The sequence below is a fragment of the Rhodoferax sp. genome (genome assembly GCF_028689305.1).
In the GTDB taxonomy this organism is placed as follows: domain Bacteria; phylum Pseudomonadota; class Gammaproteobacteria; order Burkholderiales; family Burkholderiaceae_C; genus Rhodoferax.
In genome coordinates this window covers 1-14,047 of sequence record NZ_JAQTWM010000087.1, presented here as the reverse complement: position 1 = coordinate 14,047, position 14,047 = coordinate 1, and the positions used below count along the sequence as shown (strand labels likewise).

The following is a 14,047-nucleotide window of genomic DNA, read 5'->3' as shown; positions in this document are numbered from 1 at the left end:
GTTGAGCTTGACCAGCGGCGTGCGGCCAATGGAGAGGGAATTGTCGGCAAATGCTTGTGTCATGGTGGTTCCTTTGGGAGTGAAAAAGCGGGCAGCGGGATCAGTCCTGCACCCAGGGCAAGTTGTAAGAGCGCCAGCCGCCTAAACCGCCCCGATGTTGCTGTTCGTCAATCTCGCCTTCAAAGCCTTCAAGCACGTTGAAGACGCGGGTAAATCCAGCCTTGGCTGCGGCATCGGCAGCCAGGTCTGAACGTTTGCCACTGCGGCAAAGCAGCAGTAAAACAGCGTTTTTGCTGGTCTTGGCTTCAAGCTCGCGCACAAAACGCGGGTTGCGTGTCATGCTGGTACCGCTCGCCCAAGCCACATGGACGCTGCCGGGCACATGGCCGACAAATTTGCGCTCCTCTGCAGTGCGCACGTCCACCAGCGTCGCCTGGCCGCTTTGAACCAGCTCCCAGGCCAGTTGAGGCGGCACCCCCCCGGCATAAGACAGGCCGGTGGACAGCGCCACGGCGCGCACCGGTTCGAGCGCTTCGGGCAGTTGGATGGCTTCAATCACAGTGGTCATGGTCAAAAAATCCTTGGCAATCGCTTGATCAGTTGGCTCGGCAGCGCTTAGTGGCTACAGGCGGCAGAAAGTACTTTATGACCAGAGCGTGGAAACTCAAACGATTGAATATTTGGTTTTACATAACTTATTCATCTAATGAGGCCATGAATATGCACGCGACGCGGGTGACTGAGTTTGTCAATCCAACGTTGCAAGAAATGAACGTGCCCATCAAGTACCGATGCAGGCTTTGCCAGCAGCGGTGCCGCTATCAAAGTCATCAAGGCCATGGCGTGTAAAGGAAATTGGGGCGAAGACATGAGTATCGGCAACGCCATTCAAAGCATTTCTACACTGTTCATCCAAATCGCCGTCATGCCAAGGAACAAATCTGCATAAGCTAAAACGAATCGGACCGATGGCCTGTGATTTAATGCCCTGGAATTCAAGATGGAAGCGGCGCGACTGGTCAAAGGTGGACAAGCCGTGCCGGTAATGGCCAAGATATTAGGAGTGCCGAGCCAGACGCTGGGCAACTGGGTCAGACTCAGCAATCAAGGTCAACTCAAGGGTGCTGGCGACAAGCCGGTGTCACCCGAGCAAATGGAACTGGCCCGAATACGCGCAGAGAATGCCCGCCTTCGTATGGAGCGCGACATCCTGGGAAAAGCGACGGCGTACTTCGCCAAAGGGTCACTGTGAAGTACGCGTGGATTTGTAAACATAAGACCCTGTGGCCGGTCACCCTGAGTTGCGAAGTGCTGGGCGTGAGTGCCAGTGGTTACTTTGAACATCGCAAGCGCCAAGCCAGAACCCAGCCCAGTAAACCCGCAAGCAACAGGCGCATCAGCAACGAAGCCCTGCTGGTACACATCCTGGCCATCCACGCCGAGGTCAAAGGGGAATACGGCTGGCCCAAGATGTGGAAAGAACTCGGGGCTCGTGGCATACGCGTAGGCAAAGAACGCGTCAGAAAACGATGAAGCTTCACGGCATCAAGGCCAAAGGCAAGAAGAGGTTTGTTGTCACCACCGACAGCAACCACAACCTGCCCATTGCGTCCAACCTGCTTGAGCGCGACTTCACAGCCCAGCGGCCCGACCAGGTGTGGACAACCGACATCACCTACATCGCCACCGACGAGGGCTGGTTGTACCTGACGGTTTTGCTGGACCTGTACAGCCGACAGGTGGTGGGCTGGAGCATGAGAGAACACATGCAGGCCAGTCTGGTGGTCGATGCACTGCGCATGGCGTATTTCCGGCGAAAGCCTGCGCCCGGGTTGATAGTTCATTCAGACCGGGGCAGCCAATACTGCGGGCACGATTTCCAGAACGCATTGAAAAGCTACGCGATGAAGTCATCGATGAGCCGACGTGGTGACTGCTGGGACAACGCCCCCACTGAAAGCCTGTGGGGGCATCTTAAGGTAGCGCGCCTGCATGGGCGGCGATTTGCCACGCGCCGCGCGGCCATGGATGAAGTTATCGACTGGCTGGTCTTTTACAACAGCACACGACTGCATCAGACGCTGGACTATGTCAGTTCAATGGTGTTTGAACAACGCTGCAACGCGGCACAGCAGCAGGACAGGAAAACCGCATAATTGGACGGCTAAGGAGTCCGGGAAACAGGGGCAACCTCAGTCCGCGCACATGCTTGAAGTAAACCACTGATCGTCAATAAGGCTTGTCACCCAAAATGGTGGCACGGTGCATGATGCGGCGATGCGGTAAATAGTCCACAGTGGCGTAATGCTGGGTCAGGCGGTTATCCCAAAACGCCAAGTCGTTTTCTTTCCAGCGCCAACGCACCGTGAATTCGGGTTTTGCCACATGACTGCGCAGGTAGGCCAGTACCACATCACTCTCCTTTTGGTCCAGTTTGAGAATACGGGTGGTGAAGCCTTCGTTGACGAACAAACCACGCTGACCACTGACCGGATGCGTCCTCACCACCGGGTGAGTCACCACCGGGTTTTTCACCCGTGCCTCTTCCCAGCGTGCTTGCTCCTGTGGGGTGCGGGCAAAGCGTTGCGCCGTAAAGGATTTCAGGATATCGTGCTCCGCCGTCAAATCGTCCAGCAAGTGTTGAAACGGGACAGACAGCGCTTCATACGCGGCAATGCCGCTGCTCCACAAGGTATCGCCACCCGATGGAGGCAAGAGTTTGGCTGACAACAAAGCACCCAACGGCGGTGTGTCGATGAACGTCACATCGGTGTGCCAGTTGTCGTTATCGGGCAGGTTGTTGTCGCTGGTGTCGAGCACGATGATCTCGGGCACCTCTGCCACATGGGGATAAATCGGGTGGACGTGCAGGGGACCAAAACAGCGAGCCAGATCACGCTGTTGAGTGGGCGTAATGGCCTGATTCTCAAAAAACAGTACGTGGTGCTTGAACAAGGCCGCTTCCAGTTCGGCACGGACGGCGTCGGGTAGCGGCTCCGACAAGGTAATACCACTGACCAAAGCGCCAATCACTGGGCCCAAGGCCTGAATATGCAAAGTCACTCCAATCGTTCCTTCAAGTAGGTATTCTGCTCATTTCATGCGATACCAAGCTATAGCGTGTCAAACTCGCCCTTTCCAGGGCACCAGACGGCGTTCAAACCAGCGCATCAAGGCATCGAAGGCGTAGGCCAGCAGGCCAATCACCACAATGCCCATGATCACAATGTCGCTGCGCAAAAAATTGGAAGCATTGAGTACCATCTGGCCCAGGCCAACCGACGCTGCCACCATTTCGGCTGCTACCAGGGTGGTCCAGCCAAAACCAATGGCCATCCGCATACCAACCAGAATCTCGGGCAAGGCCGCTGGCAGCAAGACGTGGCGGATCACCTGCCAACGGCTAGCTCCCATGGAATAGGCAGCGTGAATCTGCTCCTGACTGGCACTGCGCATCCCCGCACGCGCCGCCAGCACCAAAGGCGCAAAACAGCCCAGATAAATGAGCAACACCTTGGGCGTCTCGTCAATGCCAAACCAGATGATGATGAGTGGAAGATAGGCCAAAGGCGGCAAGGGTCGGTAAAACTCCAGCAGCGGATCAGCTACACCACGCAGCCACGGCAATACCCCCATGGTGATCCCCAGCGGAATGGCACTGACACAGGCCAGCACAAAGGCCAACAACACGCGTGTCAAACTGGCCAGCGCGTGTTGCCACAGGGGTTTGTCATTGGCCTGCCCCGTCAAATAGTCATAAAACTGCTGCCAGACCGCCCCCGGCGAGGGCAAGAACAGTGGCTTGACCCAGCCTGCTTGGGTAAGTCCGTACCAAAGACCCAGCAGCAGCAACACGGTCAACACACTGATCCAGCCACTGGGACCTTCCCCAATTTCCCTGAACGCACTGATGCTTTGTTCTTCGGGTTCTGGCGAGAGGGCGAACCGGCCGGTACGCACAAACCCGGTCATTTCCTGAAACTAGACATGCAGTTTCTCCCGACGGTGGATCAGGTCCAGCACCTCTTCACGCAAGGCGATGAATTCCGGCTGGGATTTGACGGCCCGAGCCGACACACCCGAAAGAAATTGACGGGAGAACGGCAAGTCGTTGTAGACCTTGGTGATGCTGCCCGGATTCGAACTCATCACCACCAGCCGCGTCCCCAAAAATAGCGCTTCCTCAACCGAATGGGTAATGAAGAGGACCAGCTTGTGGGCGCTCGCCCAAACCTGCAACAACGTTTCCTGAACGCCTTCTCGCGTGAACGCGTCCAGCGCCCCCAGGGGTTCGTCCATCAGCAGGATCGCCGGATCACTGGCCAGCGCGCGTGCAATACCCACACGCTGCTGCATACCACCCGAGAGTTGCCATATCGCTTTTTGTTCTGCTCCCGCCAATCCCACCAGTGCCAGCTTGGCCTGCGCCACGGCATGTCGCCCCATGGCGTCAACACCGCGCAGCCGCAATGGCAAAGCCACGTTCTCCAGCACATTGAGCCAAGGCAACAACGCGTGCTTCTGAAACACCACACCCCGTTCGGCACCAGGACCCTGGATAGGTGCCCCATCCAACAACACTTGGCCACCGGAGGCCGGCAGAAAACCGGCCACGCAATTGAGCAAACTGGTTTTGCCGCAGCCGGACGCACCAATCGCCACCACAAAGTCATCGCCACTAAGTCGCAGATTCACATCGGCCAGTGCCGTATGAACACCATCTACCGCTGCGTAGCGAACGGTCAGATGATTGATGTCGAGTGTTGTCACACGCGTGCCACGATTACTGGCCCAAGGCCTTACGCACGTAGCTGGTACTCACAAAGGCGTTGTAGTCCGGTTTGACCTCCTGGATGCGCCCCTGCTCCTTCAGAAACACCGCCGTGTTGGACAAGGCTTTGGCAGCACCACCCCCCAACCAGGTCGGCGAAAGTTGCTCCTGCAGCGTCGGAAACTTGTAAAGCGCAATCGCAGCGGGCACATCTTTGGGATCAGCCTTGCTCCACTTGGCAATGGCCTTGATCTGTGGGGAATCAACTGTCCATTTCGCCGTGTTGCGGCGATAGTCATCGTCGGTCTTGGCCAGCGCTTTGACCAAAGCCACCACAAAACCCTCGTTGGCTGCAGCCCATTTGCCATTGACCACCAGGCCGTCAAAAGTCGGGTGGCCTTTTTTGCCGATGCTGCCTGACGTGGCAATCGCTTGGCCACTGGACTTGATGCGCGACAGCACCGGATCCCAGATGAAGGCCGCATCAATATCCCCACGCTCCCAGGCTGCCCCAATTTCCGGTGGACGCAGGTTGACCACGTTCACGTCCTTGGGATCAACCCCCTCTAGCTTCAGCCCTACCAGCAATTGGTAATGCGAGGTCGAGACAAACGGCGTGGCGACTTTTTTCCCTTTCAAGTCTTTCCAGCCCTGGATACCACTGCCCTTGCGCACCACCAGCGCTTCGGCGTCGGCAATGTCATCCAGAATCCAGAAAAGTTTGACATCCTGACCTTGGCTGGCCGCGGCCGCAATCGGACTGGAACCAGCTTCGCCAATCTGCACGTCGCCTGAGGACAGTGCTCGAATCACGTCACCACCGCCGCCAAACTGACGCCAGTTGATCTTGTAGCCCGTGGTTTTCTCAAGCTCACCCGATTCAATCAAGGTACGCAGTGGTACCAGCATGTCCTGATATGCAAAGGTGATTTCCTTGGTCTGGGCCAATAGGTTTGATGAGCCAAGAAAAGCCGTTGCCGTCAGCAACTGGATGAAAGAGTTTTTGAGATCCATGAAAGCCATCCTGTGTGGGTAAAGGTGGTCGATGCTAGACAGCCAGATCACTCCAGACAACGATGCGATTTGCATTTGCTAAGCCGAAAAACATATATGGCTCGACTTGATGGCTGCCTGCGATTTTTTGTTTTTGGATATGCAGAAGTATTCTTTTGCGCCACACCGATCACGCTGCAAACTCTGCCGCTCATTCAACTTTCGGACCAGTCCGTCATGAACAAGCTATCTGTTTCTTTGCTGCGTCGCCGTACGCTGTTGTCTACCTTAAGTGCCGTATCTGTAGCCGGTCTACCCTGGATCTCGCAGGCCGCCGCAAGCGGTGAGCCCGTCGTGTTTGGCGTGAGTGGCCCGCTGACCGGAGCCAACGCACAGTACGGCGCACAATGGAAGGCTGGGTTTGATTTGGCATTGGAGGAAATCAATGCCAATGGCGGTGTGCTGGGACGGCCACTGAGTTATGTGTTTGAAGACAGTCAGAGTGACCCACGCCAGTCGGTCGGCATTGCGCAGAAGTTTGTCAATGATTCGAAAATCGTGATTGAACTCGGCGACTTCTCCAGCCCTGCGTCGATGGCCGCCACACCGATCTACCAGCGTGCCGGCCTAGTACAACTGGGTTTTACCAATTCACACCCCGACTTCACCAAAGGCGGTGATTTTGCCTGGAGTCCCTCCATCAGCCAGGCCGACCAGCAGCCGTTGCTTGCTGATCTGGCGGTCAAGAAGTTGGGGCTCAAGAAAATTGCCGTGTTGCACCTCAACACCGATTGGGGCCGCACTAGCAAGGACGTGTTTGTGAAAGCCGCCGCCGAGCGTGGCGGACAGGTGATCATCAGCGAAGGTTATTTACCGGATGACAAAGACTTCCGCTCCACCCTGGTTCGCATCCGTGATGCCAAGCCTGATGGCATTGTGCTGATCTCCTACTATGCCGATGGCGCACTGATTGCCGGGCAACTCAAAACCACCGGCATCAATTTGCCCGCTGTAGCAGTGGGTTCGGTCTACTCACCCAAGTTTCTGGAATTGGGGGGAGCTTCGGTGGAGGGCATCATCACCAACACCTCATTCTTCCCGGAAGACCCACGCAGCGAAGTTCAAGGTTTTGTCAGTCGATTTCGAACCAAATACAAACGTGATCCGGATGCCTTCAACGCCTATGCCTATGACGCGGTGTTGATCGCCGCAGCCGCCATTCGCACGGCAGGCAACACGGATCGCAAGGCCATCCGCGATGCACTCTACAAGGTCAAGGACGTGCCCAGTGTGATCTTTGGGAAATCCACGTTTGACCCAACGACGCGCCGCGTTGCCGGGGTCAAAAGCGTCGATTTGGTCGTCAAAGGCGGCAAATGGACCGTGTTTGGTGGCAACAAGTAATTTTGCGTACCTTTGTCACCGATGTTTCTGGGCGGACACCTGATGGCTAACTGGTCTTCGTGGTTTGACCACACTTTGAACGGTCTGATCATCGGCAACGTGTATGCGTTGCTGGCGGTGGGGCTGGCCCTGATTTTCGGGGTATCGAACCTGATCAACTTCGCCCACGGCTCGGTGTACACCGTAGGGGCGTTTATTGGCTGGGCGGCCATCACCTATCTCCATACCTCGCTTGCCGTCACCATCGGCCTGGTGATCGCCGGTAGTGCCTTGCTGGGCATGGCCATTGAGCGCATTGGGTTGCGCCCACTGGCCAACTCACCGCGCATTGCGCCCTTGTTGGCCACCATCGGCATCAGTTTTGTGCTGGATCAATTGGTGCAATTGCTGGCCGGGCCCGATCCACGGGCACTGCCCAACACTTTGCCGACCTGGCGTCTCCAGCTTGGCAGCGGCAGTATTGGTACGCTGGATCTGTTGATCGCCGCGGTGGGTATCACCAGTGCCGCAGTGCTGTTTGGCTTCCTGCGCTTTAGCCGCCTGGGCTGGGCCGTGCGTGCCAGTGCGCAAGACCGCGATGCTGCGCTGCAAATGGGGGTGAACATCAACGCCGTCAACCAGACAGTGTTTGCCATCGCCTCAGCGCTGGGCGGACTCTCCGGCCTGCTGGTGGGCATGTACTACAACAACATCAGCCCAGCCATGAGTTTCCAGGCCACGCTCAAAGGCGTGGTCGCGGTGGTCATTGGCGGTGTCGGCAATGTTCCCGGGGCCATTGTGGGCAGCATGTTGCTGGGTTTGACCGAGAGCTGGGGCGTGGCATTGTTTGGCACCCCCTACCGCAACCTGTTTGCATTTTTGCTGTTGATTGCCATTCTGGTATGGAAGCCCAACGGCCTGTTTGGCAAAAAGAAGGGGCTGCCACCTGAACCGCTGACCGGCACCTTTGTCGCGCCGAGCAATCCCGTGGTAGTACCGCGATGGGTGTGGCCAAGCACCATCGCGCTGCTGGTGGCCTTGCCGCTCCTGTTGCAGCCCTTGGCGCAGGGGGCGTATGTGCTGACCACACTCACCAACGCCTGGTTATATGCCTTGTTGGCGCTGAGTCTCACCCTGGTGGCCGGCACGGTCGGCCAGATTTCTCTGGGCCATGCCGGTTTGCTCACCATTGGGGCCTACCTGTCGGCGTTGGTGGCGATGGATCTGCAGGTGCCGGTAGCCTTGAGCATCCTGCTGGCCGGGCTGGGCACGGCGGTCATCGGCACCCTGCTGGTGTACCCGGCGTTTCGGCTGCGCGGGCACTATGTGTCGATTGCCACGTTGGGCATTGGTGAGATTGTGGCGCTGGTGATTTTGAACTGGGAGTCTTTGACCCGTGGACCCATCGGGGTTTCGGGCATTCCACCCCTGGCCATCGACGGTGACGCGCTGGATGCCGGCCCTGGTTTTTACTGGCTGACGCTTGCCGTGGTGGTTGGGCTGGCCTTGCTGCAATCGCGACTATTACACACGCACTTGGGGCGCAGTTTCCGGGCCGTACGCGAGGACGATGTGGCGGCGCGTTCCTACGGGGTCAGCCCCAGTCGCTACAAGGCATTGGCCTTTGGTTTTGGCGGCTTTGCGGCCGGTATTGCGGGTGGCTTTACGGCGCACCTGTACTCCTACATCAACCACGAAACCTTCACCTCGCAAATCTCGATTCTGGCCATCACCATCGTGATTCTCGGTGGTATGGGCAACGTGGCAGGTGCGGTCATCGGTGCAGTGGCGCTGATTGGTCTGCCCGAGCTGTTTCGGGTGACGGCGGAATACCGCATGCTGATCTACGGCATCACCTTGCTGCTGCTGGTGCGCTTTCGTCCGCAAGGCTTGCTGGGAACGGTTTAACCCATTTACACGCCCAATGAACACACCCGATCGCGCCCCATCACCAACAACCATGCACACCTTTGCCAATGGAATTCACCATGACAGCACTGCTTGAAGTCCGGGGCCTGACCCGCCGCATTGGCGGCATCACCGCCGTCGATCAGATTGACCTGGACATTGCCCAGGGTGAACTCATCAGCGTGATTGGCCCCAATGGCGCGGGCAAAACCACCTTGTTCAACCTGATCACCGGACTGGATCAACCCGATGCCGGTACGGTGCATTTTGAGGGCGCTGATATTTCGCGTGCATCCGCCCTACAAATGGCAGCCTGCGGTTTGGCGCGTACGTTTCAACATGGCCGGGTGTTCGGCAATTTAACGGTGCTGGACAACGTGTTGATCGGAGCCCACACCCGGTTAAGCGCGGTCAAGCCGGATGTGCCTGCATGGGCATCACCGTTTGGCGCACTGGCCGAACTGGCATTAGCTTTGACACGTCCGCAGCACGTGAAAGCCGAAGAGGCTCGTATACAGCAGGAAGCTCTTGACATCATTGCCCTGTTTGGCGACCGGCTCACACCGCGGTTGCACCAGAGCGCCTACAGCCTGTCGTATGCCAACCGCCGCCGTCTGGAGATTGCGCGTGCCTTGGCCCTGCGGCCACGCCTGCTGTTGCTCGACGAGCCCACGGCTGGCATGAACGAGAGCGAAACCGCCGAAATGCTGGACATCATCCGCAGCCTCAAACAAGGCGGTCAGACCATTTTGCTGATCGAACACAAGCTGGAGCTGGTGATGCAGCTCTCTGACCGGGTGCTGGTGATGGACGACGGGCAGCGCATTGCCCACGGGCTGCCCGCCGAGGTGCGACACGACCCAGCAGTGATCGAAGCCTATCTGGGCCACCGCCATGTGGGCCAGACGGCCTCTCATCTCCATCCTGTCTTGACACCCCATGTCTCGCCCGAGCTGTCAGGCACGCCCAGCGCCTTGGCGCAGCCATTTCGGTTGGCAGCCTGACCCAAGGCCCGCACCATGAGCACGACCACCTCACACTCCCCTACCCCAGCCCTGCTGTCGCTGGAACACGTTGACACCTTTTACGGCCAGGTACAGGTGCACTTTGACTTGAACCTGCACGTTAATGCCGGGGAAATCGTGAGCTTGCTCGGTGGCAATGCCAGCGGCAAGTCCACCACCATGAAAATCATCCTGGGCTTGCTCAAACCCCGCAAAGGCGAGGTGTGCATAGACGGTCAATCCATCGTGGGGCTGAGCACGCCGCAAATCATCCGGCGCGGGGTGGCCTCGGTGCCCGAGTCGCGCCGCCTGTTTGGTGGCATGACGGTGCGGGAGAACCTGCTGATGGGCGCATTCACACGGCCAGACAAGGCTGAGATTGCCCGCGACTACGAGCGCCTGCTGGACTTGTTTCCCCGTGTCAAGGAGCGCATTGCTTCACTGGCTGGCACACTGTCCGGTGGTGAGCAGCAAATGGTGGCCATGGCCCGTGCACTGATGGCGCGCCCACGCCTGATCTGCATGGACGAGCCCACCATGGGCTTGTCGCCCCTGTATGTAGACAAGGTGCTGGAGCTGATTGCGCAGGTCAACCAGACCGGCGTGTCGGTTTTCATGGTGGAGCAAAACGCCAGTTTGGCGCTGCAAATTGCCCACCGTGGTTATGTGCTGCAAACCGGGCGCATTGCGCTCAGCGGTGTCGCCCGTGACCTGCTGAACGACCCGCGCATTCGTGATGCCTACCTGGGGGGCGAAGCAGATGCCGCTTAATCCGTTGCTGACGTTGCCATCCCTGACACTCTCCCTGGACCACATCGTCATTCTCGTTCGCGACCTGGAAGAGGCCATCGCCAACTTCAGTACCGAAGGGTTCACGGTACAACGCGGCGGCACCCATGCTGATGGCAACACACACAATGCGCTGGTAGTTTTCTCCGACGGCAGCTACCTGGAACTGATTGCCTTCCTGAAACCCGCAGCGCAGCACCGCTGGGGTCACTTGCATGCCAAGGGTTACACGGGTTTTGTCGACTATGCCTTGCTGCCGGGCAACGTTGGTGAGGCGGTATCTGCAGCACAAAGCCGGGGCCTCTCGTACTTTGGACCGGTGGATGGCGGGCGGATACGCCCGGATGGCAAAAAATTGCTCTGGAAAATTGGCGCCCCACCAACCTCTGACCTACCTTTTTTGTGTGGCGACATCACCCCACGCGACTGGCGGGTGAGCCAAGGTAACACACGCCTGCATGACAACGGTGTCCAAGGCCTCGCATCGCTTACCTTGGTCGTGCATGACCTAGAGCTCAGTCGGCAGCGTTACCGCGCTTTGTTGGGAGAACAGGCTGACCATGAAAACCAGCTACAACAGCTCACAGGCCTGGGCCTGTCAACCACCTCCTTCACCCTGGGCACTATCCAGCTGGTCTTGGTGTCACCGCATGGGCACAACGAAGGGCCTGCGGCTATCGCATTGCACCAAACACTGGACACCCGCGGCGAGGGATTGATCGGCGTGGGCCTGCGCGCACCTCGCACGCATGACCGTGTTGCCACGAAACGCGCCCAGGTGCTGCACATCAGGCACCACACCCCTTTTGATATTCACTACTTTTGAGAGAGGCATCAGGACTTCATGAGTCAAGCAGATTTTCAACACATTCAGGACTTCACGCCAAACCAGCGTCACATCGTTACGTTGTCAGAGGCGCTGGCACGCGAACTGGCCCCCAGTGCAGCGGAACATGACCGTACTGGCGCTTTTGTTCTTTCACATTACCAGCGCCTGCATGAGGCGGGCTATTTACGCTTGGCCTTGCCCAAGGCACACGGTGGCGACGGGGCCAGCGTGTTTGATCTGGTGCTCGCGCAAGAGCGCCTGGCCCAGGGCGACGCAGCGACGGCGATTGGTGTGGGCATGCTGCTCAACGTACTGGGGCGTTTGGCTGAGGAACCCACCTGGCCTGAACCGGTGTTGACAAAGGTGTTTCAAACCATTGCACGCGAAGGCGGCATCGTCAACTCGGTGGTCACCGAAGCCGATCTGGGCAGCATCTCACGCGGAGGCGTGCCTGCCACCGTGGCCAAGCCAGTGCCAGGAGGCTGGTCGATCAGTGGGCACAAGATTTTTGTGACGGCCGCGCCAGCGCTACGCTATTTGCTGGTGGCGGTGTCCATTCCCCCCAGCACCCAGGCCCCTCAGGGTGAGGTGGCGCGAGCCATTGTGGAAGCCCCTGCACCAGGGCTGCGCTTCGAGGCTACCTGGCAAGACGCTTTGAGTCAGCGCAGCGGTGGCAGCGACGATGCCTACTTTGACAACGTGTTTGTGCCCGAAGCTTTTGTGGTGGAACGAACCCCGGTGGGCGTGGCAGCACCACCCACTGCCGCCAACGCCTGGTGGCTGGGCCTGGTCGCCGTGTACCTGGGCATTGCCCAGGCATCGCTGGACGCAGCCACCGACTACGCGCATGACCGCGTACCCTCGGTACTGGGCAAACCCTTGGCGACTCAGCCCCACATCCAGCAGTGGATTGGCGAAATGCAGGCTCTGGTGATTGGTGCACGTGCTGTGTTGTATGACGTAGCGCGCCGCTGGAGCGATCACCCCGAGCAGCGTGCCAACCTGGGCCCGCAAATCGCAGCAGCCAAATACCTGGTCACCAACACCGCTTGCCAGGTCACCGACCTGGGCTTGCGCGTGGCCGGTGGCTTTAGCCTGACACGCCGTCTGACGCTGGAGCGGCATTTCCGTGATGCGCGGGGTGGCCTGTTTCAACCGCCGCAAGACGACTTGGCCCTGGGCCTGCTGGGTCGCACGGCCTTGGCACAGCGTGCACCTGCCACACAAGGAGTTTCAGTATGAACACCGTCGCATCCAACGTGGCATCTGACCTGATTGATGCTCTGGCTGGCCTGCCAGTTGGCAGCCCTTTGGCGCTGCTTCGCAGCGAACGACCCGAAGTCAAAAGCGCCACCCAGGGCAGCTTTGATGCCTTGTTTGAACTGGATGACGTGCAGGGTCTGACCCTGATTGAACGCCATGCGGTGGCCTTGCGGGTTGCCACGTTGCAAGGCAGCTCGGTACTGACCCAGTTTCATCACACCCGCCTGCAAGGGCTGAATGCGCCCCAAGATGTTGCGTCAGCAGCCACCGCCGCACCCGGCCTTGAGTGGGACTCGACATCCTGGCGCTGGCAAGCCATTGCAGCCTTCGTCGACCGCTTGTCGCTGACACCCTTTGAAGCCGAGGCCAGTCATCTGGCACCATTGTTGGCTGTGGGTTTGAGCGCATCTGACACGGTGACACTGGCGCAGCTCATTGCCTTTGTCAGCTATCAAACACGGTTGCTGGCGGGGCTGACGGCGCTTGCAGTTCACCCCACCCCGCTCCCCGTTGCGTCTGCGACGGCACACGTACCCACCAATGAACTGTTGCCAGGTCACCATGGCAAGGTTGAGCATCATCACCCGCAGGTGGCCTATACCACGGAGGTTCTGGAGTGGGCATCCTGGCTGCCCATTGTTGACCCCGCACATGCCACACCTGATCAGATAGCGGTACTGGATGAGTCACACAGCAGCGCACGCAGCTCGCCGTATTACCTCACCCTGGTGCACAACCCGCTGGTGCTGCGTCAGCGTTCACGTTTGTTCAACGCCATCATGTACGGGCAGGGTGGCTTGTCGCGGGCGGAACGTGAACTCACCACAGTGGCAGTGTCGCTGGTCAATGGGTGTCCCTATTGCGCCTCAGTCCATGCGCGCTTTTTTGTTCAGTTGGCCAAACAACCTCAGGTTATTGAGGCACTGTACCGGGATGGCGTTGACACACCGCTGGTACTGCGTCAACGTGCCTTGATTGACTTAGGGGTTGAACTCAGTGCCACCCCTCCAGAGTTGAGCGCCAACACCTTGGACACACTGCGGGTATCTGGTCTGAATGAATGGCAGATTCTGGACGCCATCCATGCAGCCGCTATTTTTGCCTGGG

13 protein-coding genes and 1 pseudogene are annotated in these 14,047 nt (G+C 58.5%); 8 read left to right on the top strand and 6 right to left on the bottom strand.

The window, feature by feature from the left end; translation table 11 throughout:
• Positions 1-100: 100 nt before the first annotated feature.
• A complete protein-coding gene (locus PHW99_RS15115) occupies positions 101-568 on the bottom strand; it encodes a rhodanese-like domain-containing protein (RefSeq protein WP_300179321.1) in 468 nt (155 codons plus the stop codon).
• Positions 569-781: 213 nt separating this feature from the next.
• On the bottom strand, positions 782-1,033 hold the full coding sequence (locus PHW99_RS15110) for a hypothetical protein (RefSeq protein ID WP_300179318.1): 252 nt from the start codon (positions 1,031-1,033) through the stop codon (positions 782-784).
• On the opposite strand from PHW99_RS15110, the pseudogene PHW99_RS15105 reads away from it, so the two are divergent.
• Positions 1,001-2,156 (top strand): annotated as a pseudogene (locus tag PHW99_RS15105) (IS3 family transposase). The gene PHW99_RS15110 and the pseudogene PHW99_RS15105 sit on opposite strands and share 33 nt — an antisense overlap.
• A 73-nt stretch (positions 2,157-2,229) precedes the next feature.
• Here PHW99_RS15105 and tauD read toward each other — a convergent pair.
• The 4 genes from tauD to tauA are packed head-to-tail and all read right to left on the bottom strand — an operon-like array spanning position 2,230 to position 5,785.
• Positions 2,230-3,063 carry a taurine dioxygenase gene (gene tauD / locus PHW99_RS15100; RefSeq protein WP_300179315.1) on the bottom strand — a complete coding sequence of 278 codons (834 nt, stop codon included), beginning with the start codon at positions 3,061-3,063 and terminating at the stop codon, positions 2,230-2,232.
• A 60-nt stretch (positions 3,064-3,123) separates the two neighbouring features.
• On the bottom strand, positions 3,124-3,972 hold the full coding sequence (locus PHW99_RS15095; RefSeq protein WP_300179312.1) for an ABC transporter permease subunit: 849 nt from the start codon (positions 3,970-3,972) through the stop codon (positions 3,124-3,126).
• A gap of 9 nt (positions 3,973-3,981) precedes the next feature.
• Positions 3,982-4,770 carry an ATP-binding cassette domain-containing protein gene (locus PHW99_RS15090; RefSeq protein WP_300179309.1) on the bottom strand — a complete coding sequence of 263 codons (789 nt, stop codon included), beginning with the start codon at positions 4,768-4,770 and terminating at the stop codon, positions 3,982-3,984.
• Positions 4,771-4,783: 13 nt separating this feature from the next.
• The gene (tauA, locus tag PHW99_RS15085; protein ID WP_300179306.1) at positions 4,784-5,785 is read right to left on the bottom strand and encodes a taurine ABC transporter substrate-binding protein; all 1,002 of its coding nucleotides are present in this window, start codon (positions 5,783-5,785) and stop codon (positions 4,784-4,786) included.
• 216 nt (positions 5,786-6,001) lie between these two features.
• Between tauA and PHW99_RS15080 the strand changes: the two genes are divergently transcribed.
• The 7 genes from PHW99_RS15080 to PHW99_RS15050 form a co-directional block, all read left to right on the top strand.
• A complete protein-coding gene (locus PHW99_RS15080; RefSeq protein ID WP_300179303.1) occupies positions 6,002-7,168 on the top strand; it encodes an ABC transporter substrate-binding protein in 1,167 nt (388 codons plus the stop codon).
• A gap of 42 nt (positions 7,169-7,210) precedes the next feature.
• Positions 7,211-9,055 (top strand): ABC transporter permease, encoded by a 1,845-nt coding sequence (locus PHW99_RS15075; protein WP_300179300.1) that lies wholly within the window; start codon positions 7,211-7,213, stop codon positions 9,053-9,055.
• Between the two features lie 80 nt (positions 9,056-9,135).
• Positions 9,136-10,059, top strand: coding sequence for an ABC transporter ATP-binding protein (locus tag PHW99_RS15070; RefSeq protein WP_300179297.1), 924 nt, complete (start codon positions 9,136-9,138; stop codon positions 10,057-10,059).
• Between the two features lie 15 nt (positions 10,060-10,074).
• Positions 10,075-10,830: an ABC transporter ATP-binding protein gene (locus tag PHW99_RS15065; RefSeq protein ID WP_300179294.1), complete on the top strand. Its 756-nt coding sequence runs from the start codon at positions 10,075-10,077 to the stop codon at positions 10,828-10,830.
• Entirely contained in the window at positions 10,820-11,674 is an 855-nt protein-coding gene (locus PHW99_RS15060; RefSeq protein ID WP_300179291.1) for a VOC family protein, read from the top strand. Before PHW99_RS15065 ends, PHW99_RS15060 begins: the two co-directional genes overlap by 11 nt.
• An 18-nt stretch (positions 11,675-11,692) precedes the next feature.
• Positions 11,693-12,919 carry an acyl-CoA dehydrogenase family protein gene (locus tag PHW99_RS15055; RefSeq protein ID WP_300179288.1) on the top strand — a complete coding sequence of 409 codons (1,227 nt, stop codon included), beginning with the start codon at positions 11,693-11,695 and terminating at the stop codon, positions 12,917-12,919.
• A partial coding sequence (locus PHW99_RS15050; protein WP_300179285.1) for a CMD domain protein occupies positions 12,916-14,047 on the top strand: 1,132 nt, incomplete at its 3' end. The genes PHW99_RS15055 and PHW99_RS15050, both read left to right, overlap by 4 nt.